28 protein-coding genes are annotated in these 23,981 nt (G+C 64.4%); 12 read left to right on the forward strand and 16 right to left on the reverse strand.

The window, feature by feature from the left end:
* Nucleotides 1–2: 2 nt before the first annotated feature.
* Nucleotides 3–1,241 (forward strand): multifunctional CCA addition/repair protein, encoded by a 1,239-nt coding sequence (locus ECTOBSL9_RS01800; protein ID WP_063463617.1) that lies wholly within the window; start codon nucleotides 3–5, stop codon nucleotides 1,239–1,241.
* Here the strand turns inward: ECTOBSL9_RS01800 and ECTOBSL9_RS01805 are convergent.
* A complete protein-coding gene (locus ECTOBSL9_RS01805) occupies nucleotides 1,225–2,406 on the reverse strand; it encodes a class I SAM-dependent methyltransferase (protein WP_063463618.1) in 1,182 nt (393 codons plus the stop codon). The genes ECTOBSL9_RS01800 and ECTOBSL9_RS01805 overlap by 17 nt on opposite strands.
* 108 nt (nucleotides 2,407–2,514) lie before the next feature.
* Here ECTOBSL9_RS01805 and ECTOBSL9_RS01810 point away from each other — a divergent pair, with 108 nt between their 5' ends.
* Entirely contained in the window at nucleotides 2,515–3,273 is a 759-nt protein-coding gene (locus tag ECTOBSL9_RS01810; RefSeq protein WP_063463619.1) for a pteridine reductase, read from the forward strand.
* A 10-nt stretch (nucleotides 3,274–3,283) separates the two neighbouring features.
* Here ECTOBSL9_RS01810 and folK read toward each other — a convergent pair whose 3' ends face one another.
* Nucleotides 3,284–3,799: a 2-amino-4-hydroxy-6-hydroxymethyldihydropteridine diphosphokinase gene (folK, locus tag ECTOBSL9_RS01815; RefSeq protein ID WP_063463620.1), complete on the reverse strand. Its 516-nt coding sequence runs from the start codon at nucleotides 3,797–3,799 to the stop codon at nucleotides 3,284–3,286.
* The gene (gene folB, locus ECTOBSL9_RS01820) at nucleotides 3,796–4,152 is read right to left on the reverse strand and encodes a dihydroneopterin aldolase (protein ID WP_063463621.1); all 357 of its coding nucleotides are present in this window, start codon (nucleotides 4,150–4,152) and stop codon (nucleotides 3,796–3,798) included. The genes folK and folB overlap by 4 nt, the downstream gene beginning before the upstream one ends.
* Nucleotides 4,153–4,294: 142 nt before the next feature.
* On the opposite strand from folB, the gene rpmB reads away from it, so the two are divergent.
* Nucleotides 4,295–4,531 (forward strand): 50S ribosomal protein L28, encoded by a 237-nt coding sequence (gene rpmB / locus ECTOBSL9_RS01825; RefSeq protein WP_063463622.1) that lies wholly within the window; start codon nucleotides 4,295–4,297, stop codon nucleotides 4,529–4,531.
* A 12-nt stretch (nucleotides 4,532–4,543) separates the two neighbouring features.
* On the forward strand, nucleotides 4,544–4,711 hold the full coding sequence (gene rpmG, locus ECTOBSL9_RS01830) for a 50S ribosomal protein L33 (protein WP_025280648.1): 168 nt from the start codon (nucleotides 4,544–4,546) through the stop codon (nucleotides 4,709–4,711).
* 85 nt (nucleotides 4,712–4,796) lie between these two features.
* Here the strand turns inward: rpmG and ECTOBSL9_RS01835 are convergent, their stop codons facing one another.
* Together ECTOBSL9_RS01835 and ECTOBSL9_RS01840 are read right to left on the reverse strand one after the other, a co-directional pair.
* Nucleotides 4,797–5,012: a hypothetical protein gene (locus tag ECTOBSL9_RS01835; RefSeq protein ID WP_063463623.1), complete on the reverse strand. Its 216-nt coding sequence runs from the start codon at nucleotides 5,010–5,012 to the stop codon at nucleotides 4,797–4,799.
* A 31-nt stretch (nucleotides 5,013–5,043) separates the two neighbouring features.
* A complete protein-coding gene (locus ECTOBSL9_RS01840; protein WP_063463624.1) occupies nucleotides 5,044–5,553 on the reverse strand; it encodes an Hsp20/alpha crystallin family protein in 510 nt (169 codons plus the stop codon).
* Nucleotides 5,554–5,760: 207 nt separating this feature from the next.
* Here ECTOBSL9_RS01840 and ECTOBSL9_RS01845 point away from each other — a divergent pair, with 207 nt between their 5' ends.
* Both ECTOBSL9_RS01845 and mutM read left to right on the forward strand, forming a co-directional pair.
* Nucleotides 5,761–6,750, forward strand: a complete 990-nt coding sequence (locus ECTOBSL9_RS01845; RefSeq protein WP_063463625.1) for a hypothetical protein — start codon at nucleotides 5,761–5,763, stop codon at nucleotides 6,748–6,750.
* The gene (gene mutM / locus ECTOBSL9_RS01850; RefSeq protein WP_063463626.1) at nucleotides 6,743–7,558 is read left to right on the forward strand and encodes a bifunctional DNA-formamidopyrimidine glycosylase/DNA-(apurinic or apyrimidinic site) lyase; all 816 of its coding nucleotides are present in this window, start codon (nucleotides 6,743–6,745) and stop codon (nucleotides 7,556–7,558) included. Before ECTOBSL9_RS01845 ends, mutM begins: the two co-directional genes overlap by 8 nt.
* Before the next feature lie 387 nt (nucleotides 7,559–7,945).
* Here the strand turns inward: mutM and ECTOBSL9_RS01855 are convergent, their stop codons facing one another.
* The 3 genes from ECTOBSL9_RS01855 to ECTOBSL9_RS01865 all read right to left on the reverse strand — a co-directional run bounded on the left by ECTOBSL9_RS01855 (nucleotide 7,946) and on the right by ECTOBSL9_RS01865 (nucleotide 10,190).
* The gene (locus ECTOBSL9_RS01855; protein WP_025280643.1) at nucleotides 7,946–8,200 is read right to left on the reverse strand and encodes a YfhL family 4Fe-4S dicluster ferredoxin; all 255 of its coding nucleotides are present in this window, start codon (nucleotides 8,198–8,200) and stop codon (nucleotides 7,946–7,948) included.
* Between the two features lie 143 nt (nucleotides 8,201–8,343).
* Nucleotides 8,344–8,823 carry a pantetheine-phosphate adenylyltransferase gene (coaD, locus tag ECTOBSL9_RS01860; RefSeq protein ID WP_063463627.1) on the reverse strand — a complete coding sequence of 160 codons (480 nt, stop codon included), beginning with the start codon at nucleotides 8,821–8,823 and terminating at the stop codon, nucleotides 8,344–8,346.
* Between the two features lie 41 nt (nucleotides 8,824–8,864).
* Nucleotides 8,865–10,190 (reverse strand): MFS transporter, encoded by a 1,326-nt coding sequence (locus ECTOBSL9_RS01865; protein ID WP_063463628.1) that lies wholly within the window; start codon nucleotides 10,188–10,190, stop codon nucleotides 8,865–8,867.
* 177 nt (nucleotides 10,191–10,367) lie between these two features.
* Between ECTOBSL9_RS01865 and ECTOBSL9_RS01870 the strand changes: the two genes are divergently transcribed.
* Nucleotides 10,368–10,766, forward strand: coding sequence for a DUF6627 family protein (locus tag ECTOBSL9_RS01870; RefSeq protein ID WP_063463629.1), 399 nt, complete (start codon nucleotides 10,368–10,370; stop codon nucleotides 10,764–10,766).
* A gap of 75 nt (nucleotides 10,767–10,841) precedes the next feature.
* On the forward strand, nucleotides 10,842–11,888 hold the full coding sequence (locus ECTOBSL9_RS01875) for a PA2778 family cysteine peptidase (protein ID WP_063463630.1): 1,047 nt from the start codon (nucleotides 10,842–10,844) through the stop codon (nucleotides 11,886–11,888).
* Nucleotides 11,889–11,955: 67 nt separating this feature from the next.
* Here ECTOBSL9_RS01875 and ECTOBSL9_RS01880 read toward each other — a convergent pair whose 3' ends face one another.
* Nucleotides 11,956–12,615 carry a hemolysin III family protein gene (locus ECTOBSL9_RS01880; protein WP_063463631.1) on the reverse strand — a complete coding sequence of 220 codons (660 nt, stop codon included), beginning with the start codon at nucleotides 12,613–12,615 and terminating at the stop codon, nucleotides 11,956–11,958.
* Between the two features lie 273 nt (nucleotides 12,616–12,888).
* On the opposite strand from ECTOBSL9_RS01880, the gene ECTOBSL9_RS01885 reads away from it, so the two are divergent.
* Entirely contained in the window at nucleotides 12,889–13,821 is a 933-nt protein-coding gene (locus tag ECTOBSL9_RS01885; protein ID WP_063463632.1) for a carbohydrate kinase family protein, read from the forward strand.
* Nucleotides 13,822–13,945: 124 nt separating this feature from the next.
* Here the strand turns inward: ECTOBSL9_RS01885 and mgtE (ECTOBSL9_RS01890) are convergent, their stop codons facing one another.
* The 3 genes from mgtE (ECTOBSL9_RS01890) to rluD form a co-directional block, all read right to left on the reverse strand.
* On the reverse strand, nucleotides 13,946–15,301 hold the full coding sequence (gene mgtE, locus ECTOBSL9_RS01890; RefSeq protein ID WP_082829682.1) for a magnesium transporter: 1,356 nt from the start codon (nucleotides 15,299–15,301) through the stop codon (nucleotides 13,946–13,948).
* Between the two features lie 15 nt (nucleotides 15,302–15,316).
* The gene (mgtE, locus tag ECTOBSL9_RS01895; protein WP_063463633.1) at nucleotides 15,317–16,672 is read right to left on the reverse strand and encodes a magnesium transporter; all 1,356 of its coding nucleotides are present in this window, start codon (nucleotides 16,670–16,672) and stop codon (nucleotides 15,317–15,319) included.
* 155 nt (nucleotides 16,673–16,827) lie between these two features.
* On the reverse strand, nucleotides 16,828–17,802 hold the full coding sequence (gene rluD / locus ECTOBSL9_RS01900) for a 23S rRNA pseudouridine(1911/1915/1917) synthase RluD (RefSeq protein WP_082830024.1): 975 nt from the start codon (nucleotides 17,800–17,802) through the stop codon (nucleotides 16,828–16,830).
* Nucleotides 17,803–17,900: 98 nt separating this feature from the next.
* Between rluD and ECTOBSL9_RS01905 the strand changes: the two genes are divergently transcribed.
* Nucleotides 17,901–18,686: an outer membrane protein assembly factor BamD gene (locus ECTOBSL9_RS01905; RefSeq protein ID WP_063463634.1), complete on the forward strand. Its 786-nt coding sequence runs from the start codon at nucleotides 17,901–17,903 to the stop codon at nucleotides 18,684–18,686.
* Nucleotides 18,687–18,730: 44 nt separating this feature from the next.
* On the forward strand, nucleotides 18,731–19,252 hold the full coding sequence (locus ECTOBSL9_RS01910; protein WP_063463635.1) for a nitroreductase family protein: 522 nt from the start codon (nucleotides 18,731–18,733) through the stop codon (nucleotides 19,250–19,252).
* Nucleotides 19,253–19,343: 91 nt separating this feature from the next.
* On the opposite strand, the gene ECTOBSL9_RS01915 is transcribed toward ECTOBSL9_RS01910, so the two are convergent.
* From ECTOBSL9_RS01915 to sucC, 4 genes are all read right to left on the reverse strand, one after another.
* Nucleotides 19,344–19,682, reverse strand: coding sequence for a P-II family nitrogen regulator (locus ECTOBSL9_RS01915; protein WP_063463636.1), 339 nt, complete (start codon nucleotides 19,680–19,682; stop codon nucleotides 19,344–19,346).
* 63 nt (nucleotides 19,683–19,745) lie between these two features.
* Nucleotides 19,746–21,380, reverse strand: a complete 1,635-nt coding sequence (locus ECTOBSL9_RS01920) for an NAD+ synthase (protein WP_063463637.1) — start codon at nucleotides 21,378–21,380, stop codon at nucleotides 19,746–19,748.
* Nucleotides 21,381–21,476: 96 nt separating this feature from the next.
* Nucleotides 21,477–22,346 carry a succinate--CoA ligase subunit alpha gene (gene sucD / locus ECTOBSL9_RS01925; RefSeq protein ID WP_063463638.1) on the reverse strand — a complete coding sequence of 290 codons (870 nt, stop codon included), beginning with the start codon at nucleotides 22,344–22,346 and terminating at the stop codon, nucleotides 21,477–21,479.
* Between the two features lie 59 nt (nucleotides 22,347–22,405).
* Nucleotides 22,406–23,572, reverse strand: a complete 1,167-nt coding sequence (sucC, locus tag ECTOBSL9_RS01930; protein WP_063463639.1) for an ADP-forming succinate--CoA ligase subunit beta — start codon at nucleotides 23,570–23,572, stop codon at nucleotides 22,406–22,408.
* A 147-nt stretch (nucleotides 23,573–23,719) separates the two neighbouring features.
* Here sucC and ECTOBSL9_RS16325 point away from each other — a divergent pair, with 147 nt between their 5' ends.
* Complete coding sequence (locus tag ECTOBSL9_RS16325) at nucleotides 23,720–23,962, forward strand: PP0621 family protein (protein WP_025280629.1); 243 nt, start codon at nucleotides 23,720–23,722, stop codon at nucleotides 23,960–23,962.
* Nucleotides 23,963–23,981: the final 19 nt, after the last annotated feature.

Consider the following 23,981-nt stretch of genomic DNA (forward strand, 5'->3'; position numbering starts at 1 on the left):
TCATGCAGACCTTCCTGGTGGGTGGCGCATTGCGGGACGAACTCCTGGGCCTGCCCGTGAAGGAACGGGACTGGGTCGTGGTGGGTGGCACCGTCCAGGAGATGCTCGACCAGGGTTTCACGCAGGTGGGCAGGGATTTTCCGGTCTTTCTGCATCCCCGCACTCACGAAGAGCATGCCCTGGCCCGCACCGAACGCAACACCGGGCCCGGTTACCATGGGTTCGAGGTTCATGCCTCGCCCGAGGTGACCCTGGACGAGGACCTGGCGCGGCGCGACCTCACCATCAACGCCATGGCCCGGGACGCGCAGGGCCACCTGATCGACCCTTTCAATGGCCAGGCGGATCTGCAGGAGCGCTGGCTGCGGCATGTTTCCCCCGCCTTTGTGGAAGACCCGGTGCGGGTGCTGCGCGTGGCCCGCTTCGCCGCCCGCCTGTGCCCCCTGGGTTTTCGGGTGGCGGACGAGACCCGCTCGCTGATGCAACGCATGGTGGACGAGGGCGAACTGGATGCCCTGGTCCCCGAACGGGTCTGGCAGGAGACGGAAAAGGCACTCAAGGCCCCGGCGCCCTCGGCCTTCTTCCAGGTACTGCGTGACTGCGGGGCCCTGGCGGTGCTGTTCCCGGAACTGGAGGCCCTGTATGGCGTGCCCCAGCCCCCCCGCTATCATCCCGAGATCGACACCGGGGTACATGTGTTCATGGTGCTGGATCAGGCCACCCGTCTGAGCGAGGACCCGCTGGTCCGCTTTGCAGCCCTCACCCATGACCTGGGCAAGGGCAACACACCCCGGGAGATTCTGCCCAGCCACCGGGGGCACGAGGAACGGGGCGTGGTATTGATCGAAGCCCTGTGCGATCGATTCAGGATCCCCAACCGCTACCGGGAGCTGGCCCGACTGGTGGCCCGCTACCATGGCCTGGTGCACCGGGTTTTCGAGCTTCGCCCCCAGACCCTGGCACGCACCCTGGAGGGGCTGGACGCCTATCGCCGCCCCGAGCGGCTGGAATCGGTATTGCTGGCCTGCGAGGCCGACTACCGGGGGCGCACGGGCTTTGAGGCCAGGCCCTACCCCCAGGCGGATTACGTGCGCCGCGCCCAGGCACGTTGCGCCGCCATCCAGGCCCGGGAACTGGTGGAGCAGGGACTCAAGGGCCCGGCCATCGCCGAGGCCCTGCAACAGCAACGCATCCAGGCCCTCAAGGCGCTCAAGGCCGAAGGGGCTACAGACGAGGGATAAGATCCCGCCCGGAAAACCCCATCAGTGGCTCTGACACACCACGCCCGAGGGCCATGGCCTGGAAGCGTTCCCCCATCTCCCCGGGCAGGGTGAGCATGCGTACCTGGGCCGCCAGATCCATCTGCTCGCGCAGCCCCTGTGCCTGGCAGGCCTGGAAGGCGGACTCCAGCCCGGAACCCATGAGAAACCAGGCCTGGCTGGTGTAGCCCAGCAACGACAGTCCTGCCGCCCCTCCGGCCTCGGCCACGGCGGTGAAATCCACATTGGCGGTAATGTCCACCACCCCCGGCCAGACCAGGGGCTCGTCCAGGGCCCGATGACGGTAGTGGGCGATCAGGGTGCCCCGATACCGCTCCGGGCTGTAATACTCCCGGCGCGGGTAGCCGTAATCCACCAGCAGGATCACGCCGGCAGCGAGGCTGTCGGCAGCAGCCCGCATCCACCCGGACAAGCCGGGATTGATCTCCGAGACATAACCGGACGGCCATGCGCCGCCGGCGCTTTCATGCAGGGCGCACACCATGTTCGTGAGCGCCTCATCGGCCGGTCGATCGGCCCACTCCAGTCGCTCCCCGAGCACCACGCCCCGCTCACGCACCTCCCCATCCCGCCAATGGAACACCTGCACCGGCATGGCATCCAGCACCTCGTTCCCCAGCATGACGCCCCGGAAACGGCCCGACTCCGGCAGGGCATCCAGCCATTGCACCCGATGACGCAGGGCCTCGGGCAACGCGGCCACGGCGGTCTGCTGGCGCTGACGCAGATCGGGGCTCAACTCCAGGATCTGGTAACGTTCCGGGAGGGCATCCAGCGCCTCCAGGGTGGTGAGGACCTCCACCGCCAGGATGCCCGTGCCCGCGCCGAATTCCAGGATATCGCCGCCCTCCAGGCTCTCCAGCACCTGGGCACACTGGCGGGCGATACAACGACCAAACAGGGGCGACACCTCCGGGGCTGTCATGAAGTCGCCGCCCCGCCCCAGCTTGTGGCTGCCCGCGGTGTAATACCCCAACCCCGGGGCATACAGGGCCAACTCCATGTAACGACGGAAAGACAGCCAGCCATCGCCTGCGTTAATCTCCTGTCTGACCAGCTCCAGCAACTGCTGGCTGACCTGCAGGGCCTCGGGTTCAGGCGTGGGTAATGGGGAATCCGTGGGCATGCATGCAGTCCAAGATGATCGGCGCCGTGGGGAGGGGCATTGTCGCCCCACCCGCTCCGCGCCTCAAGCCGTCGGCCCACCGCTTCGCGAGCAGCACAAGGAAACCGCATGGAACAGCCCAAACACCCCGACCTGACCGGCAAGACCGCCTTCATCACGGGCGGCGCCCGCCGCATCGGCGCCGAAATGGCGCGCACACTGCACGCGCACGGGATGAACCTGGTGCTCCACTATCGCAGTTCCGGGCAGGCAGCCCAGGCACTTCGGGAGGAGTTGCATCGCAAGCGGCCCGATTCGGTGCATCTGGTGGCAGGAGAACTTCTGGAACCCGGGGCGCTCGGGCGCCTGGCCAGCGAGGCGGAGGCCGCCTTCGGGGGCATGGATGTGCTGGTGAACAATGCCTCCACCTTCTACCCCACGGCCCTGGGCGAGATCACCGAGGCCCACTGGGATGACCTGATGGGAACCAATCTCAAGGCCCCGCTGTTCCTGTCCCAGGCGCTGGCGCCGGCACTGACGCGGGCTGAGGGCTGCATCCTCAATATCGTGGACATCCACGCCCTGCGGCCCCTGAAGGGCTACCCGGTCTATTGCGCGGCCAAGGCGGGACTGTGGATGCTCACCCAGTCCCTGGCCCGTGAACTGGGCCCCCGTGTACGGGTCAATGGCATCGCGCCGGGAGCCATCCTGTGGCCGGAGGCAGAGGAGAACGCAGCCACCCATGAAGAGATGATTCAGCGCACGGCGCTCAAGCGGGAGGGCTCGCCGGAGGACATCGCCACCACGGCGCTGTTCCTGATCCGGGATGCCCGTTACATCACCGGCCAGGTGATCCCGGTGGACGGGGGGCGTACCACGGCACAGTGAATACTGCGTGCTAATCCGACGGCAGGACCTCCACACGGCGCAGCCATTGGCCCGCGGGGTCAAAGGTCTCCCAGAGGCGGGCGATGGGTGTCTGGAGCACCGGATGGATCACGTCGGCGGCAATGTCCGCCAGAGGACCGAGCACGAAGGCGTGACGGATGATCTCATCGCGCGGCAGCTGCACCCCGGGGGCATCCAGCACGAGATCCCCCAGCAGCAACAGGTCCAGATCCAGGGTGCGATCGGCGAAGCGCTCGCCACCCCGCTGACGACCATGGCGCGACTCCATGGCCTTGAGCCTTGCCACCAGCGCCTCAGGCGGTTGATCCGTATCAAAGCCCGCCGCCAGATTGAAGAAAGGGCTGCCATCGAAACCCACGGCCCCGGTCTCATAAACGGGGGAAAAGGTCACCGCCCCGAAGGCGTTCAGGAGTTCCTGGCGAGCAACCTCCACGTGCCACTCGCGGTTCACGTTGGTGCCGATGCTCACGAAGGCACGGCGCGACAGGGATTCCGGCTGAGTCATCCGCGCTCCCCACGCTCGATGCTCACCCCCACCTCGCGCGCCCCGCGCACGGCTCCCGGCTTGCCCAGGGTAAGGCGCAGCCAGGGCACGGAGAACTCCTGCATCACCATGCGGGCGATGTCCTCGGCCATGGCCTCCACCAATTCCCGCTCATTGCTTTCCACCAGGGCAATGACACGCTTGGCCACTGCCTTGTAATCCAGGGTGTGGTCAATGCAGTCGGAATCCGCCGCAGGGCGGATATCCGTGCCCATCTCCAGATCGATGCGCACCTCCTGACGGATACTGCGCTCCCAATCGAAGATGCCAACGGTGGTTTTCACCTTCAAATCACGAATGTAGACGATGTCCATGGGCTTGGACTATATACGCCGTCCCGCGCGGGCACCACCCCTGACATGGTCCGTTATGGCGCCCCGTACTTGCCCCCACCCCACCCTTCTGCTAAGGTTCCCGGCTTTCCTCAAATCAGCCTGGTTTTTCCGGAGAACACCAATGGCCCGAGTCTGCCAAATCACGGGTAAGCGCCCGATGACCGGGAACAACGTATCCCACGCGAACAACAAGACGCGTCGTCGCTTCCTGCCCAACCTGCACGATCACCGTTTCTGGGTGGAGAGCGAGAACCGTTTCGTGAAGCTGCGCATCAGCCAGAAGGGCATGCGCATCATCGACAAGAAGGGTATCGACACGGTCCTGACGGACCTGCGCGCCCGTGGCGAAAAGGTCTAAGGAGACGCACCCATGGCGAAAGGCATTCGTGAAAAGATCCGCCTGGTGTCCAGTGCCGGCACCGGCCACTTCTACACCACCACCAAGAACAAGCGGAACATGCCCGACAAGATGGAGATCAAGAAATTCGATCCCGTCGTGCGTCAGCATGTGATGTACAAGGAAGCCAAGATCAAGTAATACCGGCTTGCCTGCCGGCATGAGCCGGCCCGGCAACACCTGGCTGATAGGCCCACCGTCTGGCGGTGGGCCGCCGGCCCGGCGGTCACCCCTCCCTCTGATCCGCCTCCATCCGCTCCACCGTCTCCCGAGCCCAGACCTGCATGAGCCTGCCCCAGCGATGGGCGGTAGCGGGGTCCAGATCCAGATAAGTGTAACGCCCCCCGTCGCGCACGAGCACCCGCAGCAGCGGCACACCGCTCTCGTGCATCACCTGTCGCAACTCGACTTCCTCCCCCATAGGGGCCTTGATCTGCTCCATGCCTCACCCTCTGTCGGGCGGTGACGGGCTTTCAGCCCGCCTCCACGTTGATGGCGCGTTGCCCATGGGCGCTGCTGAGCCGCGGCATCTCGACGCGCAGCACGCCATGCTCATAGGTGGCTCGGGCACCCTCGGTATCCACCGGCCCCGGCAGCGGGATGGCCCGCTCAAAGCGCCCATAGGCACACTCGGCGATATGGTAGCGACCCCTGCTGCGTTCCTGCTGCACACCCTTCTCGCCCCGGATCACCAGATGATCATCGATCACCTGGATATCAAAGCTGTCCCGATCCATACCCGGAGCCTCCAGGCGCACCACCAGACGATCACTGTCGTCAAAGACCTCCGCCGCCATCACGCCCCAGCCGATGCTGCGGGTCTCCAGTTCATGCTCATCCCGCTCAACGCCTTCAGCGGACCAACTCCCCGGACTGAACCGGGTAATGGCCCCCGAAGCGCGGGCATACAGACGCTGCCAACCACCCAGGATACTTTCCCAGGCGTCACTCACACCCTGACGCAAATGCTGCAAATTCGACATCTCCACCCCCTCCTTCAATCTTTGGCTGTCCCGCGATAGTGAAAGAGCGGGTGTATCCCCGCTTTCCAGTCAAGTATCACGCAGCCCAGGTATATTTCAAGCCCGACCGCATCCCATGACGTGCCCGACTGCCTTCAGCACCCGAGCGAACGCCTTTTCATCCGTTGGTGATACGACGACCGCCCATGATCCGGTAACATTAGGCCCATGGCGAACATCTCTGAATCGACACCACTGACCGTCCGACTGCTGACCGAAAGCGAGCTTGCCACGCGCGACCCCCGCCGCCTGGCCGTGATCCGCTTCGGCCAGGAGAATCTTCTGGATCCGGCGCGCCCCACGGAACTCACCCTGGCCCTGCCACCCCTGGCGGCCGACACCCCCGTGGAGGTCTGGGAGGCCAACGAACCGGTGGCCGCCGGTTGCGACCATGACGTGGGTTACGCCCACACCCGGGACGCACTGTTCGGCTGGATCCTCGTGGACGAAGCCCGCTTCGATCACGACATGGACCAGGCCGCAGAGTACGCCTACGACCGGGTACTCGCCTTCCACCGAGCCATGGGATTCCCCTGCCTGCTGCGGATCTGGAACTACTTTCCGCACCTGCACGACGAAGTGGACGGCCTGGACCGCTATCAGGCCTTCTGTCTGGGACGCCACCGCGCCCTGGAGCGCGTGCCCCTCACCGAAGGAGAACTGCCCGCCGCCACCGCCATCGGCACCACCGCGGCCGGCCTCGTGGTCTACTTCCTGGCCGGACGCGAACCGGGCATACAGATCGAAAACCCCCGGCAGGTCAGCGCCTTCCACTACCCCCGGCGCTACGGACCCAAGAGCCCGTCCTTCTCCCGGGCCACCCTCAAACCCTGGCCGGGCAACCCACATCTGTACATCTCAGGCACCGCCAGCATCGTCGGCCACGAAACCCTGCACACCGACGTCATCACACAACTGGACGAGATCCTGGAGAACCTGCGCGCCCTGATCGGCTCCGCCGGCGACCCCATGGCCACCCTGAACGGCGACCCCGGCGCCCTCTCCCTGCTCAAGGTCTACGTACGCCACGCCCAGGACGTGGACGCCGTACGCGCGCGCCTGCAGGCAGCCCTGGGCCCGAAGGCACCCGCCGTTTACCTGCGAGGCGACATCTGCCGGGACGACCTGCTGGTGGAGATCGAAGGCCTGCATGCCTGAACTGCCCGAGGTGGAAACCACCCGGCGCGGCATCGAACCCCACCTCACCAGACGCCGCATCACCCAGGTCCACATCCGGCAACCGCGACTGCGCTGGCCCATACCCACCGACCTGCCCCAGCGACTTGAAGGGCGCAGGATCACCGGCGTCGAGCGCCGGGGCAAGTACCTGCTCATCCAATGCCCCCCGGGGACCGTCCTGATCCACCTGGGCATGTCCGGCAGCCTGCGCCTGGTACCCCCCAGCGCCCCACCCCGCCCACACGACCACGTGGACCTCACCCTGGACTCCGGCCTCACCCTGCGCCTGCACGACCCCCGCCGCTTCGGCGCCCTCCTCTGGTTCGACCCCGCAACCGGCAACCACCCCCTGCTCGCCCACCTAGGCCCCGAACCCCTGGGCGACACCTTCGACGCCCAGTACCTCTTTCGCATCAGTCGCGGCCGACGGGTGAGCATCAAGGCCCTGATCATGAACAGCCAGATCGTGGTAGGGGTGGGCAACATCTACGCCTCCGAATCCCTCTTCCTGGCCGGCATCCGCCCCCGCCGCGCCGCCGGCCGCCTCACCCGCGCCGAGGCCACCCGCCTCGTCGACGCCATCCGCCAGGTCCTGCAAGCCTCCATCGCCCAGGGCGGCACCACCCTCAGAGACTTCGTCCACGAAGACGGCGCCCACGGCTACTTCAGCCAGTCCCTCAGGGTGTACGGACGCCCCCAGGAACCCTGCACCACCTGCCAGACCCCCATCAAGCAGATCACCCAGGGCGGCCGCTCCAGCTTCTACTGCCCCACCTGCCAGAAGTAACTCCCGCAGCAGTCACACAACCTGAAGCGTCCGGGTGGGTGAAGCCCTCCGGGGGTGTTCACCGCAGGGATGCGGTGGCCAAGCCTACAGGGACGTATTCACGGCGTCCCCCGGAGGGATTTACCCACCCGGAGGCCGCCACCGAACCCGCGGAGGGCACCAATACGGCGGGCACCCAACCTGAAGCCTCCGGGCGGGTGAAGCCCTCCGGGGGTGTTCACCGCATGGATGCGGTGGCCAAGCCTACAGGGACGTATTCACGGCGTCCCCCGGAGGGATTTACCCACCCGGAGGCCCACCACCGAACCCACGGAGAGCACCCAAAGCCCCCAAACAAAAAGGGCCGGGTAGCAGCCCCGGCCCTCCACAACACGAAAAACGATCGACTCAGGAAGCCCCGGCAGTAATCCGCTCGAACTTCGCCATCAGCACATCATGGCTCTCTTCGTTATCCGGATCCTTGGGAATGCAATCCACCGGGCACACCTCCACGCACTGAGGCGCATCAAAATGACCTACGCACTCCGTGCACAGACTCGGCTCGATCACATAAATCTCATCACCCGGAGAGATCGCACCATTGGGGCATTCCGGCTCGCACACGTCGCAATTGATGCACTCGTCGGTAATCATCAAGGCCATAACGCACTTTCCTCTTCAAACTCAATAAGATGTAATCGCTTGTCCGTGACTGCGAAAACCCCTGCCAGCCCCACTTTCGGACCACCGACAGACCTCACGTCACAGCTTCTTATAATCCCGCCCACGGCGGATGACCGCGCATCTTAGCCCAAGCGGGCGCGCAGCGCAGCCTCCACGCTTTCCGCCACAAAGTGTGAAACATCACCACCCAACGCAGCAACTTCCCTCACCAGACTTGAGGAAACATACGAATACTCCTCCGCCGGCGTGAGAAACACCGTCTCAAGATCTGGCGCCAGATGCCGGTTCATGCTGGCCAACTGAAACTCATGCTCAAAATCCGACACCGCCCGAAGGCCGCGCAACAACACCCGCGACCCATGCGCAGCCGCAAAATCCGCCAGCAGACCATCAAACCCGCACACCTCCACCCCCTCGATCCCCCGCAACGCCTGCCGCGCCAGATCCACCCGCTCCTCCAGCGTAAAGGTAGGCCGCTTCGTCGGATTGGCAGCCACCGCCACCAGCACATGATCAAACAAGCGGTGAGCCCGACGGACGATATCCATATGGCCATTGGTAATGGGATCGAAAGTCCCGGGGTAGACGACAGTCACTGGCATGTTTTGCATCCCGATCGGATTAAATTCCCAAGATTGGTCAGTCACGACAAAGGCGCACGGCGAGGCAACTCACGCTCTTCCGCCACCCGGCGCCCACGGGCCTCGTCAAGTCCAAGCGCCACCACCAGGGCCAGCGCGAACAACAGACTGCAGAACAGAATGGAGACATGCAGCCCCACCAGCACCTGCAGCAGGCCCAGCCCCAGCAAGCCCACGATGGCAGCCAGTTTACTGGCCAGGCCCCAAAAGCCGAAGAACTCCGCGGCCCGCAGACGCGGCGCCAGCACGCCCACCAGAGCCCGCCCCGCCGATTGCGTGGAACCCAGACACAAACCGGCCACGCTGCCCACGATCAGGAACACATGCTGAGCCTCCATGGGCACCACCCGCCCCAGCCAGGGCGTCGCAAAGATCAAAGTGACCGCCACGATCCATAGCACCAAGGTGGCCAGATACGTGGTGCGGGCACCAATCCTGTCCTGAAGAAAACCAAAACCCAGGGCCCCGGCGGCCGCGGTCAACTGAACGGTGACGAACATCCAGACCCTCACCTGCTCATCCCATTGAATCACCTGGGCGCCGTAGATGAAGGTGAAGGAGATGATGATATAGATCCCGGCCATCGCAAAGAAGACCGAAACCAGCAACGTGGCCAGATCACGGTAATGCCGCAGATCCTTGAGCGTGGCCCGTACCCGCCGGAAACCAATCCCCAGATAACTGCGAACCCCACCCTTGAGCCGCCGGGCCCGCCCCCGCTCCCGAAGCCACAGAAAGGTGGGGATGGCCGCCACCAGGAAGAAGACCGCCGCAAACGGCCCTACCCAGCGGATGCGATCAAAATTCTCCTCGCTCACCTCCCCCAGCATGACCAGGGCAAAGGCCGTGGCCACCAGGCCACCCACATAGCCCAGAGCCCAGCCAAACCCCGAAATCCACCCCAACTGCTCCCGAGGCCCCAGATCAGGCAAAAAACTGGCAATGAACGACTCACCGATGGCATACGCAAAGTTGGAGCAGATGATCAGCAGCATACCCAGCCAGATATACCCCGGAGCCACAAAGTACAGCAGCCCCGTCGTCACCACCGTAAGCACATAGCTGGCAAACAGAAACTTTTTGCGGGCCGCGGAAAAATCCATGATCGCCCCCGCCACCGGGCCCACGAGCACCACCATCAGGTAGCTCACCGCCAGGGCAACGCTCCACAGCAGATTGCCCAGGCGATAATCCGTCTCCGCATCACCGACGATGACCCGCGTGAACAGATCCCCGAAGATCACCGTAATGATCAGCAGGGTGTAGGCCTGGTTGGCGAAGTCGAACATCGCCCAGCCAAAGATTTCCTTGAAAGAGGCCCGCTTCATGGCACTCACCACCTGGGTTGCCGGCTCAAGGTTAGGTGCGCGCCTGCTGCAACGCAACTACCCGAAGCCCCTCCCGCCGGAAACACCCATCCAGACGCGCGCACCGGGATAACAATTGACCAAAGCCATGGTGGGGACGAGAATGCAGGCACACTTCACCCAAGCCCGAGGATCGTCATGAAAAAGAATCCCCTCCTGCAACGCCTCGTCACCCTGGTCTGCATCATGGCCCTGCTTCTGGCCGGCACGGCGCCCCTGCACGCCTCCATGGTAGGAACGGATCAACTCATCCTGTCCGAACAGGCCCAGGTAGACCGCGAACAACTGCTCGCCACCCTGGAGCGGGATGATGTGCGGGAACAACTGGCCGCTATGGGCGTAGACCCCAACGAAGCAGCCCAGCGGGTGGCACGGATGACCGACCAGGAAGTGCGTGAACTGAACGAGCGCATTGAAGACATGCCGGTGGGCTCCGCCAGCGTGCTCGGCGTGGTGGCCCTGGTCTTCATCGTCTTCATCATCACCGACGCCATCGGCGCCACCGACATCTTCCCCTTCGTACGCCCGGTGAACTGATTCACCCGGTCATGCCGAATGACCCGCAACGATGACTGCGGGGCCGGGTCGGCCCCAGCCCCGCAAGAGCGACACATGGCTGTCAAACTCACCCTGGAGAAGCCCGGCATCCCCTACGTGGGAGCGGCCCCACTCTGGGGGCTGGCCAGCCTGTTGCTGGCAATCCTCCTGCTCAGCGGCTGCGCCACCCCCCTGCAAACCCGCGACCTGCTCAATGAACCACCCGACGAACTCCCCCGTCAGGTGGAACTGGACCAGACCCCCTTCCACCCCCAGGAACTCTATCAATGCGGCCCGGCAGCCCTGGCCACCGTACTGGGCGCCCGGGGCCTCATCGTTCACCCGGACGACCTGGTTGAAGAAGTCTACCTCCCCGAACGCCAGGGCACCCTGCAAACCGAAATGCTCGCCGCCGCGCGAGCCCGCGGCCTCGTGGCCTACGTCATCGAACCGCGCATGGACACCCTGCTCAAGGAAGTGGCAGCAGGCCACCCGGTCGTGGTATTCCAGAACCTGGGCCTCAACGCCTTCCCCTACTGGCATTACGCCGTGGTCATCGGGTTCGACCTGGACCAGGAAGAAATCATCCTGCGATCGGGCACCCACCATCGCCACATCACGCGCATGCCCGTATTCGAGCGCACCTGGCGTCGTGGCGACTACTGGGCCTTCATCGTCCAGCCCCCCGGCCAACTACCCGCCACCGCCCAGCCCCTGCCCTGGCTACGCGCCGCCAACGCCCTGGAGGCCACCGGCCAACTCCAGACCGCCGCAACGGCCTACCAGACCGCCACTCAGCAATGGCCAGCCCACCCGATCGCCTGGATCGGCCTGGGCAACACCCTATATGCCCTCGATGAATTCCCGGGCGCCGAACAAGCCTTCCGGCAACTCATCCACCAGGACCCCAAGGCCCACGCCGCCTGGAACAACCTGGCCCACGTCCTCCACGCCCGCGGCTGCACCACCCAGGCTCACCAGGCGGTCACCTGCGCCCTGCAACTGGCCCCGGACGAACCCTACTACCAACGCACCCGGGAAACCATCAAGTCATCCCCCAACACCCTGGCCGTGGACAACGACTGCCTGCCCGTCATCTGCCCCGCCGACAACAATCAGTAAAGGTGCCGCCAGGACAAGCCCCCACACGGCAGGCACCAACCCCAAAGCCTCCGGGTGGGTGAAGCCCTTAAGCCCCATACCAGAGAATCGCGAAATAATGACAAACCGTCCCCGCGATCACGAACAAATGCCAGACGAAATGGGCATAAGGCACCCGCTGATCCAGGGCATAGAACACCACCCCACCGGTATAGGCCAGCCCCCCCGCCACCAGCCACATCAGGCCCGGCGCTGGCATCAGGTTATAGAGCGGCACAATGGCAATCACCACCAGCCACCCCATGAGCAAATACAGCCCCGTAGAAATGATCGGATGCGACAGACCATTCAGTGATTTCAGCAACACCCCCAGCGCCGCCATCCCCCAGACCAGACCAAACAGCGTCCAGCCCCACGGGCCACCCAGAACCCCCAGCGTCAAAGGCGTGTACGTACCGGCAATCATCAAAAAGATCACCGAATGATCCACCACCCGAAAGGCTCGCTTGACCCGCCCATGAGGCATCGCGTGATACAGGGTCGAAGACAGGTAGAGGATCACCATGGTGGCTGAAAAGATGCTCACCCCGGCAACAAAGGCCGCACTGCCCGAACGCACAGCCTCCAGAATCAAAAACGGAATGCCCACGATCACCGCCACCAGGGCGACGCCGTGACTCACGCTATTGGCGATTTCCTCTCCCTGCGTCTGGTGACGCCGGTGCAGGGTTGTCGAGGCAGCACTCATGGATATCACCCTCCTCTTCGCGGCAACCGCAGAAAACATCCCATACGCCCGATGAACATAGCGCCAACCGCCCCGATTCGCAATTGAGAGCCAACACCACTATCATGGGCGGCTGACAACATCTCTCTCGCCTGTCCACGACCCTGCGGCGGTCCCCACGGACCCACGCCGCCCCGGCCTCCCGCCGGGCCCCATGGACAGGCCACGGTGCTCGCCCGGAGCACCGGGCCGACTACACGGTCGGTCACCCATTCAACCAAGCCAGGAGATCCGATGTCTGCTCTTATCTGCGGTTCATACGCCTACGACACCATTATGGTCTTTCCCGACCGCTTCAAGAACCACATCCTCCCCGAGAAGGTACACATGCTCAACGTATCCTTCCTGGTGCCCGGGATGCGTCGGGAATTCGGCGGCTGCGCCGGCAACATCGCCTACAACCTGAAGCTGCTGGGTGGCGACCCTCTCCCCATGGCCACCGTCGGCGCCGACTTCGACCCCTACGCCGACTGGATGGACAAGTGCGGCATCACCCAGAAGCACATCACCGTCGTCCCCGAGCACTACACCGGCCAGGCCTTCATCACCACCGACCAGGACGACAACCAGATCACCGCCTTCCACCCCGGCGCCATGGGTGAATCCCATCGCAACAAGGTGAGCGACGCCAGCGGCGTGAAGATCGGCATCGTCTCCCCCGATGGCCGCGACGGCATGATCCAGCATGCCGAACAGTTCGTGGAAGCCGGCATCCCGTTCATCTTCGACCCGGGCCAGGGCATGCCCATGTTCGGTGGCGAAGACCTGCGCCGCTTCGTGGAACAGGCCACCTACGTGACCCTGAACGACTACGAAGCTCAGCTGATGAGCGAGCGCACCGGCTGGAGCCACGAGGAACTGGCCAGCCACGTGGACACCCTGATCATCACCCGCGGCGGCGAAGGCTCCGACATCTACAGCAAGACCGGCAAGGTGCACGTGCCGGCTGCACCGATCGCAGGCATCAAGGACCCCACCGGTTGCGGCGACGCCTACCGTGCCGGCCTGCTGTGGGGCCTGATGAATGATCTGGACTGGGAAACCACGGGTCGCATCGCCTCCCTGATGGGCGCCATCAAGATCGAGCAGGTGGGTCCGCAGAACCACGCCCCCAGCCGTGCCGATATTGAAGCCCGCTTCAAGGAAGCCTTTGGCCGGGAGATGTAAGCCACCCTATCTCCCTTCTCCCCAGGGGGAGAAGGGCCGGGGATGAGGGGCAACGGTGTGCACAATGCACCTTGCCCGCCGACCCACCCTCACCCCAACCCCTCTCCCGCCCGCGGGAGAGGGGCTATACGCTGAGTTGCAGCACCATCGTCGCCACGCTGAAATAGACCAGAATGCCGCCCACGTCCGCAATGGACGTGACCAGCGGGGCGCTGGCAGTGGCCGGGTCCAGCTTGAGCCGGGTCAGCAAAAGAGGCAGCAGCAAACCCACCATGCTGCCCACGATGACCACCAGCACCATGGCAATGGCCACGGCCATGCCCACTTCAGGGCCGCCCAGCCAGATCCCCGCGCCCCAGACGGCCAGACCCAGAGTGATACCCAGCCCGATGGACACGAGGAACTCCTTGCCCCAGAGCTGGATCCCATCCTTGAGTTGCACGTCGCCGGTGGCCAGTGATCGCACCATCAGTGTCGACGCCTGGGTGCCGGCGTTCCCCCCGGTGGCAATCACCAGCGGCAGGAAAAACACCAGAGCCACCACGGCCTCAATGGCCTCTTCGTAGATGGCGATGGCCGCCCCGCTGAACAGGTTCACGAAGACCAGGATCAGCAGCCAGCCCACCCGCTTGCGGTAGAGCAGGCTCAAAGCGGCGTCCTTCAGGTTCAGCACAATGGGACCCACACTCCCCATGCGCAGGAAGTCCTCAGTGGTCTCCTCGGTGGCCACGTCCATGACGTCATCCACGGTGATGATGCCCACCAGGATGTCCCGCTCATCCACCACGGGCAGGACTTCCAGGTCGTAACGGCGGATCAGGTCAGCGGCCTCTTCCTGGTCCATGCGGGTCTGGGCCCGCACCACATCCTCTCGCAACAGCGTGTCGACTCGCCGCCGGGGCGAACCCACCAGCAGATCCTTGAGCTTCACGGCACCCAGCAGCCGCCCCTCCTCGTCGGTCACGAAGACCACGTTCACGGTCTCGCTTTCCTCAAACTCCCGCCGCAGGTGATCCAGGGCCTGCTCCAGGGTCCAGTGAGGGCGCATCGACAGGAAACCGGGAGTCATGCGCCGACCGGCACTTTCCTCCGGGTAGGCCAACAGGCTCTTGATCACCCACTGATGACGATCCGGTAGCAGATCCAGCACCTCACGGGCGTGCTCATCCTCCAGACTATCGATGAGCGCCGCAGTATCGTCATAGGAAGACCGCTTGAGCAGGTGAGCCTTTTCCGTGTCGGACAGATCCGCCAGGATGCGCTGCTGCTGCTCCTGAGCAAGATAGGAAAACACATCCGGGGCACGCTCTTCCGGTAACAACCGGATCAGCACGGCCCACTCATTCGGCTCAAGGTGCGCCGAGAGGGCAGCCAGATCCTGATCCTGCAACTGTGCCAGGATTGACTTGAGTCCCTCCTGGTCCTGGGACTGAATATGCGCCTTGAAGCTCTCGGCGCTGATGGCCTCTGTCGTCTCCATTGGTGAGCTCCTCTCCTAGCGTGGCAGTCCCAGCATGGCGGTGGCCAGGCCGAAATAGATCATGATGCCGGCCACATCCGCGATGGACGTGACCAGAGGGGCGCTGGCCGTGGCCGGATCCAGCTTGAGGCGGGCCAGAATGAACGGCAGGATCATGCCCACCATGCTTCCCACCATCACCACCAACAGCATGGCCACGGCCACCAGCATGGCGATCTCACCGCCCCCTCGCCAGAGTCCCAGCCCCGACACCGCCGCGGCCATGGTCAGACCCAGGGCCATGGCCACCAGCAGCTCCTTGCCCCATAGCCGCAGCCAGTCCCGGGGTTGCACATCGCCGGTGGCCAGGGACCTCACCATCAGGGTGGACGACTGGGTACCGGCGTTGCCGCCGCTGTCGATAATCAGCGGCAGGAAGAAGATCAGCACCACCAGTGCCTCGATGGCCTCCTCGTAGCCGGCAATCACGAAACCGCCGATGATGTTCACGGCCACCAGGATCAGCAACCAGCCCACCCGCTTGCGATACAGCAGCGAAGGCCGGGCGTTGCGCAGGCTGAGATTCAGCGCCCCAAGACTCCCCATCTTCTGGAAGTCCTCGGTGGTCTCTTCCTCCTCCACGTCCAATGCGTCGTCCACGGTGATCATGCCCAGCAGTTCGCCATCCTCGTCCACCACCGGCAGGGCCGGGAGATCATAGTGGCGCATGGCGTGCAGAGCCTCTTCCTGGGGCTTGTGGGCGTCGATGGACACCACGTTGCTGGTCATCAGGCTCGAGACCGGGACCTCGGTCTGCTGCTTGAGGAAATGCTTCAGGGCCAGCACCCCCTTGAGCACCCCTTCCTCATCGGTCACATAAACCAGATTGACCGTCTCGCCGCGCTCCGCCTGGGTGCGCAGATGGTTCAGGGCCTGAGCCATGGTCCACTCAGGGCGCACACTGACCACCGCCGTGGTCATCAACCGGCCACAGCTGTCCTCGGGGTAACCCAGCAGCGTGAGCGCGCGGCGGATGGAGCGGAACGGCAATAACCGCAGCAGCCGGCGCACATCATCCTTGGGCAGGTCTTCCAGCAGGGCAGTGAGATCGTCCGGCAGCATCTCGGAGAGCAGGTAACGCCCCTCGTCCACCGAGACCTGGCCGATCAAATGGTATTGGTGATGGGGATCCAGGTAGGAAAACACATCCACCCGTCGCCCCGGCGGCAGCAACCGGAACACCTCACGCTGAGGATCTGGCTCCAGGTCCATGAGCACGTGGGCGATGTCCTGGATACGCATGTCGTCCAGTCGCCGGCGCACGCCGGGGAGATCCCCGGACTCCAGGCTTTCACGCACCTGCTCAAGATCGTATTGGTGAGTCTGTTCCATGGTTTCGCCCCTGATCCCAGGGCGACAGGATCCGGCCGCCCCTTCGTGTCATGCATTCATGGTTTCATACCGGAGTTTCAGCAGGATGGCATACCCCGATGCGGGCCTCATGCTACACCGCATCAAGCAGGACAGACCAGTATCCGGCCTTGCTTTCAACGATGCGGGGCATACCCCAGAACCGCGAGCAATCGCGACATATCCTCAGCCAGTGGCGCCTCCCAGGACACCGTATCCCCATGACCTGGGTGCACCAGAGTGAGACGGATGGCATGCAGGGCCTGGCGGCGGAATCCCTGGAGGGCTTCGATGGCCGCGTCGGACAGCCCGGCGGGCAGCCTCAGGCGGCCACCATAGACCGGGTCGCCCACGATGGGATGGCGCAGATGGGCCATGTGCACCCGGATCTGGTGCGTGCGGCCCGTCTCCAGGCTCACCCGCAGCAGGGTGAAGCCCTCCAGCCGGCCCTCGATCCGGTAATGGGTGACGGCCGCTCGTCCGCCCCCCACCACGGCCATGCGCTTGCGATCCACCGGATGACGGCCGATGGGCTCATCCACCATACCCCCGGCCACCATCTCCCCCTGCACCAGGGCCAGGTATTCCCGACCCACCGTTCGAGCCTGCAACTGACGCACCAGATCGGTGTGGGCCTCCAGGGTCCGGGCCACCACCAGGAGGCCCGAGGTCTCCTTGTCCAGGCGATGGACAATGCCGGCCCGGGGGAGATGCGCCAGCTCCGGGGCGTGGTGCAGGAGGGCATTCACCAGCGTGCCTCGCGGATGACCGACGGCGGGATGCACCACCAGGCCCGCTGGCTTGTGGATGACGATCAGGCTATCGTCCTCATGAACGATATCCAGGGGCAGATCCTGGGGGGCATCGTCTCCCGGCTCATCCAGGCAGGCCCGGACCACCACCATGGCGCCCTCCGTCGCCTTGTCACGGATGCGTGGCACCACGTCATCCACCCGAACCCAGCCCGCCTCGATCCACTGCTGGATACGACTGCGGGAATACTCGGGAAACAGACGCGCCAGAACCGCATCCAGGCGTTTTCCCGCCAGTTCCGGGGGATGGTGGCGTCCAGGTGAATGGTGGTTTGGGGCATGGGCTAACGCATCTGTCAGGTGGGTGTCGGTGAGCCCGGGACGCAAGCCACTTCGATGGCTTTACCGCCCGGGTCCTTAGTATACTCCGGGGCTGATGCTTCAATCTCGTGGCTACCATGTCCGCTCTTCGCAATACACTGATTCTGATCCTCCTGGCCGCCCTGATCTCCGGCTGCGGCGCCATGCGCCAGGACCCCACGCGGGACTGGTCCGCCAGCCAGCTTTATGAAGAGGCCAAGGCCGCGCTGGAACGGGGCAACTTTGACCAGGCCGTGGAGTATTACGAAACCCTGGAGGCCCGGTTCCCCTTCGGCCGACACGCCCAGCAGGGACAGCTGGAGATCGCCTACGCCTATTACAAGGCCCAGGAGCCGGAGATGGCCATTGCCGCCATCGACCGCTTTCTGCAGATGAACCCCCGCCACCCCCATGCGGATTACGCCTATTATCTGCGTGGCCTCACCAATTATGAGCGGGACCAGAGTTTCCTGAATCGCTGGATCCCCCAGGATCAGGCCCGCCGGGACGCCGTGCCGCTGCGCACGGCCTTCGAGGACTTCGGCACCCTGGTGCAGTATTTCCCCGACAGCCGCTATGCTCAGGATTCACGGGAGCGCATGGTGCGTCTGCGTAATCTGCTGGCGGCCCATGAGATGCACGTGGCCGACTTCTACATGCGCCGGGGTGCCTGGGTGGCGGCCGCCCAGCGGGGGCGTTACGTTCTGGAGCATTATGACGGCTCAGCGTCCGTGCCCGACGCCCTGGAGGTCATGGTCAGGGCCTACCGGGAACTGGACATGGACGATCTGGCTGAAGACGCCTTACGGGTGCTGAGACAGAATTTCCCGGACAGGGCCGACGAACTGGCGGCCCTGCCCCACCGGATCACCGCACCGGCTTGACGCCGGGCGCCAGATCATCGCACAGGCACGAGGAGACAACCGGGATGTGGGATTTCTTTCAGACCGTCAGGCACCGTCATTCCATCCGTAGCTATCAACCGGACATGCCGGTGGAGCCGGAAAAGCTGCATGCCATCCTGGAGACCGCCGTCACAGGGCCGTCGGCAGGGGACCTGCAGTCCTACCGGATCATCTGCATCGAGGATGCCGCCCTGCGCCAGTCGCTGGTGAGCGCGGCCCATGATCAGGCCTTCATCGCCCAGGCGCCCGTATGCCTGGTGTTCTGCACGGACGCGGCCCGGGCGGAGCAACAATACGGTGAGCGGGGGCGTGATCTATTCGCGCTGCAGGATGCCACCATCGCTGCCGCCTATGCGCAACTGGCCGTGGTGGCGGCCGGCATGGGCTCCACATGGGTGGGTTTCTTCGATGAGAAAGCGGTGATCAGCACGCTGGAGCTGGAACCGGGCCTGCGCCCCGTGGCACTGATGTGCGTGGGATACCCGGCGGAGATCCCTGAAGCCTCCCATCGGCGACGCCTGGACGAAGTGGTCACCTACCGGTAGCGAAAAAAGGGGACAGACACCTTTTGTAGACAGCACCTCGCCCCCGGTTCGCGCCGGTAACGGGAAAAAGGTGTCTGTCCCCTTTTTGCAATTACAGGGCGTCGCTGTTTTCTTCGCCGGTGCGGATGCGGATGGCGCGTTCCATGTCGGTGACGAAGATCTTGCCGTCGCCGATCTTGCCCGTGCGGGCAGCCTTGATGATGGCATCCACGCAGGCATCCACCAGACCGTCGTCGACGCCAATCTCCAGTTTGACCTTGGGGATGAAGTCCACCACGTATTCGGCACCACGGTAGAGTTCAGTGTGGCCCTTCTGACGCCCGAAGCCCTTCACTTCCGTAGCGGTCAGCCCGGTGATGCCGATTTCCATAAGGGCTTCGCGCACGTCTTCGAGTTTGAAAGGCTTGATGATGGCTTCGATCTTTTTCATGGGTTCCGGATTCCGTTTGAGCCGCAGGATGCGCGGCGCGGTCAGGATGAAAGGTATAGATGATTATCTTAACAGCCTGCCATAGCCCGATGTAATGGGATAGCGCCGATCCTTGCCGAAGGCCCGCGGCGTGACCCGCACACCCGGCGGGGCCTGACGGCGTTTGTACTCGTTGCGCAGGACCAGACCGATCACCCGCCGTACCACGGTCTCGTCATAGCCGGCATCCACAATACGGGAGAAGGATTCATCCCGTTCCACGAAGCGCTCCAGGATGGCGTCCAGGATTTCATACGGTGGCAGGCTGTCCTCGTCGCGCTGATCGGGGGCCAGCTCCGCCGAGGGGGGGCGTTCGATGACCCGTTCCGGGATGGCTGGCCCCCGCTGGTTGCGGTAGCGAGACAGACGATACACCCAAAGCTTGCCTAGATCCTTCAGGGGCGCAAAGCCGCCGGCCATGTCCCCGTAAAGGGTGGCATAGCCCACGGCCATTTCGCTCTTGTTGCCGGTGGTGAGCAGCATGCGCCCGGTCTTGTTGGAGAAGGCCATCAGAATGGTCCCCCGACAACGGGCCTGGATGTTTTCCTCCGTGGTGTCGGCAGCCAGGCCGGCGAAGGCATCGGACAGGCTCCCCATGAAGGCCTCCACCATGGGCGCGATGGGGATCTCCCGGAAACGCACGCCCAGCAGCTCGGCCTGGGCTGAGGCGTCCTCCCGGCTCATGCTGGCGGTGTAGTGGTAGGGCATCATGATGGCCTCCACCGCCTCCGCCCCCAGGGCGTCCACGGCAATGCAGAGGGTCAGGGCCGAGTCGATCCCGCCGGAGAGACCCAGTACGGCACCCTTGAAACCATTCTTGTTGACGTAGTCCCGCACCCCCAGCACCAGGGCGTCGTAGAGGCTGGCCTCGGCCGGCTGTGGCGGTGCCATGACCCCGCTGGAAAACCGCACACCCTCGGCATCGTGCTGCACCTCCAGCAGGTACAGCCCTTCCTGCCAGGGGGGCGCGCACAGACGCAGGGAGCCGTCGGCATCCACTGCCATGGAATGGCCATCGAATACCAGTTCGTCCTGTCCGCCCACCAGGTTCACATAGGCGATGGGCAGGCCCGTTTCGGCCACCCGGGCACGCAGCACCTCCAGGCGCTCCTGGTGTTTGTCCCGATGAAAGGGCGAGGCATTGATATTGAGGATGAGCCGCGCACCGGCATCCCGGGCCCGGCGGGCCGGCTCCGGTTGCCAGATGTCCTCGCAGACCGTGATGCCCATGGGCAGCCCCCCAACCTCCACCACGCAGGCCTGGTCACCGGGGCAAAAGTAACGTTTTTCATCGAAAACGCTGTAATTGGGAAGGATCTGCTTGTGGTAGCGGGCGTGTACTTTCCCCTCTCGCAGCCACACCGCGGAGTTGCACAGGCCACAGGCATCTCGCAGGGGCGCCCCGAGCAGGATGTCGATACCCCGCACCTGGTGGGCCACCTCCTCCAGGGCCTGGGTGACACGATCCAGCAGGCTGCCGCGCATGAGCAGATCTTCCGGCGGATAGCCGGTAATGGCCAGTTCGGGAAACAGGACCAACTGGGCCCCATGGCGATCGCGGGCCTGGCTGGCGGCGTGGATGATCCGCTCGGCGTTGCCTTCCACGTCGCCCACCATGAGGTTCACCTGGGCCAGGGCGATCTTAAGCGTCTGAGTCATGAAGTCAGTGCAATCTCGAAAAGGATACGGGCCCGAAGCCATCGCCAGGAGTCATCGCGCAGCCTCGGGCCTGGGTCATGCGGGAGTGGGAGTGGCTCAGCCCAGCAGTTCCTTGAGGCGTGCGCCCATGTCGGCAGGAGAGTGAACCACAGCCACACCGGCCTCTTCCAGGGCGGCAAACTTCTGGTCGGCCGTGCCCTTGCCCCCGGAGATGATGGCCCCGGCGTGGCCCATGCGCCGCCCCGGCGGGGCCGTCACGCCGGCGATGTAGGCCACCACAGGCTTGCTGACATGTTCCCGGATATAGGTGGCGGCCTCTTCCTCGGCGGTGCCGCCGATCTCGCCCACCATGATGATGCCCTCGGTCTGCGGGTCCTGCTCGAACAGTTCCAGGCAGTCAACGAAGTTCATGCCATGAATGGGATCGCCGCCGATGCCCACGCAGGTGCTCTGACCCAGGCCGGCGTCGGTGGTCTGCTTCACGGCCTCGTAGGTGAGGGTGCCGGACCGGGAAACAACGCCCACCTTGCCGGGCACGTGGATATGACCCGGCATGATGCCGATCTTGCAGGCCCCCGGGGTGATCACGCCCGGGCAGTTGGGCCCGATGAGCCGCGCCGAACTGCCCTCCAGGGCTGCCCGCACCCGCAGCATGTCCAGCACCGGGATGCCCTCGGTGATACAGACGATGACCTGGATGCCGGCGTCGGCGGCTTCCAGGATGGCGTCGGCCGCGAAGGCGGCCGGCACGTAGATCATGGTGGCCTCGGCACCCGCCTCCCTGACCGCGTCATGCACGGTATCGAAGACGGGCAGGTCCAGGTGGGTCTGGCCACCCTTGCCGGGAGTGACGCCGCCCACCATGCGGGTTCCATAGGCGATGGCCTGTTCCGAATGGAAGGTGCCCTGCTTGCCGGTGAAGCCCTGGCAGATGACGCGGGTGTTCTTGTCGATCAGGATGCTCATGAAAAGTCCGTGTCCGCCCTTGTTGATCTGGCTGGTTCTGTAGGGATGGGGTGGCGCGATCAGGCCTCGGAGGCCGCCTTGACCACCTGCTGGGCGCCCTCGGTCAGGCTGGGTGCGGTGATGATGTTGAAGCCGCTGTCCGCCAGGAGCTGGCGGCCCTGCTCCACGTTGGTACCCTCCAGCCGCACCACCACCGGGACAGTGATATGCACTTCCTTGACCGCCGCAATGATCCCCTCGGCGATCAGGTCGCAACGCACGATGCCGCCGAAGATGTTCACGAAGACCGCCTTCACGGCATCATCGGACAGGATCAGCTTGAAGGCCTCGGCCACCCGAGCCGCGGTGGTGCCGCCGCCCACATCCAGAAAATTGGCGGGCTCGCCACCGTGGAGCTTGATCAGGTCCATGGTGGCCATGGCCAGGCCGGCGCCATTCACCATGCAGCCGATATTGCCATCCAGGCGCACGTAGTTCAGTTCATGCTCCCGGGCCTGGGCCTCGCGCGCCTCCTCCTGAGAGATGTCGCGCATGTCTGCCAGGGCCGGGCGGCGATACAGGGCGTTGTCATCGATGTTCACCTTGCCGTCCAGGGCGATGAGCTCACCGCTGCCGGTGACCACCAGGGGGTTGATCTCCACCAGACTGGCGTCACTATCGACAAAGAGCTGATACAGCCGGGTGAGCAGTTTCACGAAAGCCCCCACCTGTTTGCCTTCCAGGCCCAGGGCGAAGGCGGCCCGACGCCCCTGGTAGGGCATGATGCCGGCGGCCGGATCGACAAACTGGGTGAGCAGTTTTTCAGGGGTCTTCTCGGCCACCTCCTCGATATCCATCCCCCCGGAGGCGGAGACCATCACGGCCACCCTGCGGGTGCCGCGATCCACCAACAGGCTCACGTAGAGTTCCCGCTGGATATCGGTGAGGGATTCCATGAGCAGGGTGTTGACCGGCAGGCCCTCGGGACCGGTCTGGTGGGTCACCAGGGTGGTGCCCAGCAGGTCCGAGACCGCCGCCAGCAGTTCCGCACGCCCGCGTACCCGTTTGACCCCGCCGGCCTTGCCCCGGCCGCCCGCGTGCACCTGGGCCTTGACCATCCAGGCGTCGCCGCCCAGGTGCTCCATGGCCTCGTCCACATCCTCGGGACGCTGAATGGAGACCCCCTCGGGCACGGGGATCTGGTGTTCTCTGAACAGGGCCTTGGCCTGGAATTCGTGAAGGTTCATGGATCCTGAGTATCAAAGGGGATGAATTTCGCCGGCGGGCTGCCCGATATCAAGGGCCAGGCCCGTAATGGCTGATCACATACTCACTGCCGACGCCTTTTATGTAGTACCTTTTTATACACCACTCAAACCCGAATCACCGTACCCATGAACATCCTGTTCCTGATCGCTGCCTTCGTACTGGTCTTTATGGTGGTCCGACTGCTGCTTAAAACCCCGGACGTAAAACGACCCAAGCATCCACAGCAGGTGAGTTCCAGCCACATGCTGCGTTGCGAATACTGTGGCCTGCACGTCCCGGAGAACGAAGCGGTCAAGGAAGGCCCGCGGGCCTTCTGCTCCAACGAGCACCGCGAACTGGCACTGGCTCAAGAGTCTACACGAGAATGATGCGTACCGCGGCATGAGC

The organism is Ectothiorhodospira sp. BSL-9, assembly GCF_001632845.1.
Taxonomy (GTDB): Bacteria; Pseudomonadota; Gammaproteobacteria; order Ectothiorhodospirales; family Ectothiorhodospiraceae; genus Ectothiorhodospira.

Bases quoted from the DNA above. Each gene is read 5' to 3' on its own strand.
- ECTOBSL9_RS01805 (WP_063463618.1), bottom strand. From the start codon at position 2,406: ATGCCCACGGATTCCCCATTACCCACGCCTGAACCCGAGGCCCTGCAG.
- ECTOBSL9_RS01880 (WP_063463631.1), bottom strand. From the start codon at position 12,615: ATGAGTGCTGCCTCGACAACCCTGCACCGGCGTCACCAGACGCAGGGA.
- mutM (WP_063463626.1), top strand. From the start codon at position 6,743: ATGCCTGAACTGCCCGAGGTGGAAACCACCCGGCGCGGCATCGAACCC.
- rpmG (WP_025280648.1), top strand. From the start codon at position 4,544: ATGGCGAAAGGCATTCGTGAAAAGATCCGCCTGGTGTCCAGTGCCGGC.
- ECTOBSL9_RS01910 (WP_063463635.1), top strand. From the start codon at position 18,731: ATGTGGGATTTCTTTCAGACCGTCAGGCACCGTCATTCCATCCGTAGC.
- ECTOBSL9_RS01915 (WP_063463636.1), bottom strand. From the start codon at position 19,682: ATGAAAAAGATCGAAGCCATCATCAAGCCTTTCAAACTCGAAGACGTG.
- sucD (WP_063463638.1), bottom strand. From the start codon at position 22,346: ATGAGCATCCTGATCGACAAGAACACCCGCGTCATCTGCCAGGGCTTC.
- ECTOBSL9_RS01810 (WP_063463619.1), top strand. From the start codon at position 2,515: ATGGAACAGCCCAAACACCCCGACCTGACCGGCAAGACCGCCTTCATC.
- ECTOBSL9_RS01870 (WP_063463629.1), top strand. From the start codon at position 10,368: ATGAAAAAGAATCCCCTCCTGCAACGCCTCGTCACCCTGGTCTGCATC.
- ECTOBSL9_RS01855 (WP_025280643.1), bottom strand. From the start codon at position 8,200: ATGGCCTTGATGATTACCGACGAGTGCATCAATTGCGACGTGTGCGAG.
- ECTOBSL9_RS01885 (WP_063463632.1), top strand. From the start codon at position 12,889: ATGTCTGCTCTTATCTGCGGTTCATACGCCTACGACACCATTATGGTC.
- folK (WP_063463620.1), bottom strand. From the start codon at position 3,799: ATGACTCAGCCGGAATCCCTGTCGCGCCGTGCCTTCGTGAGCATCGGC.
- ECTOBSL9_RS01800 (WP_063463617.1), top strand. From the start codon at position 3: ATGCAGACCTTCCTGGTGGGTGGCGCATTGCGGGACGAACTCCTGGGC.
- ECTOBSL9_RS01920 (WP_063463637.1), bottom strand. From the start codon at position 21,380: ATGACTCAGACGCTTAAGATCGCCCTGGCCCAGGTGAACCTCATGGTG.
- mgtE (WP_063463633.1), bottom strand. From the start codon at position 16,672: ATGGAACAGACTCACCAATACGATCTTGAGCAGGTGCGTGAAAGCCTG.
- ECTOBSL9_RS01840 (WP_063463624.1), bottom strand. From the start codon at position 5,553: ATGTCGAATTTGCAGCATTTGCGTCAGGGTGTGAGTGACGCCTGGGAA.
- ECTOBSL9_RS01835 (WP_063463623.1), bottom strand. From the start codon at position 5,012: ATGGAGCAGATCAAGGCCCCTATGGGGGAGGAAGTCGAGTTGCGACAG.
- ECTOBSL9_RS16325 (WP_025280629.1), top strand. From the start codon at position 23,720: ATGAACATCCTGTTCCTGATCGCTGCCTTCGTACTGGTCTTTATGGTG.
- folB (WP_063463621.1), bottom strand. From the start codon at position 4,152: ATGGACATCGTCTACATTCGTGATTTGAAGGTGAAAACCACCGTTGGC.
- rpmB (WP_063463622.1), top strand. From the start codon at position 4,295: ATGGCCCGAGTCTGCCAAATCACGGGTAAGCGCCCGATGACCGGGAAC.
- coaD (WP_063463627.1), bottom strand. From the start codon at position 8,823: ATGCCAGTGACTGTCGTCTACCCCGGGACTTTCGATCCCATTACCAAT.
- mgtE (WP_082829682.1), bottom strand. From the start codon at position 15,301: ATGGAGACGACAGAGGCCATCAGCGCCGAGAGCTTCAAGGCGCATATT.
- ECTOBSL9_RS01865 (WP_063463628.1), bottom strand. From the start codon at position 10,190: ATGAAGCGGGCCTCTTTCAAGGAAATCTTTGGCTGGGCGATGTTCGAC.
- sucC (WP_063463639.1), bottom strand. From the start codon at position 23,572: ATGAACCTTCACGAATTCCAGGCCAAGGCCCTGTTCAGAGAACACCAG.
- ECTOBSL9_RS01845 (WP_063463625.1), top strand. From the start codon at position 5,761: ATGGCGAACATCTCTGAATCGACACCACTGACCGTCCGACTGCTGACC.
- ECTOBSL9_RS01905 (WP_063463634.1), top strand. From the start codon at position 17,901: ATGTCCGCTCTTCGCAATACACTGATTCTGATCCTCCTGGCCGCCCTG.
- ECTOBSL9_RS01875 (WP_063463630.1), top strand. From the start codon at position 10,842: ATGGCTGTCAAACTCACCCTGGAGAAGCCCGGCATCCCCTACGTGGGA.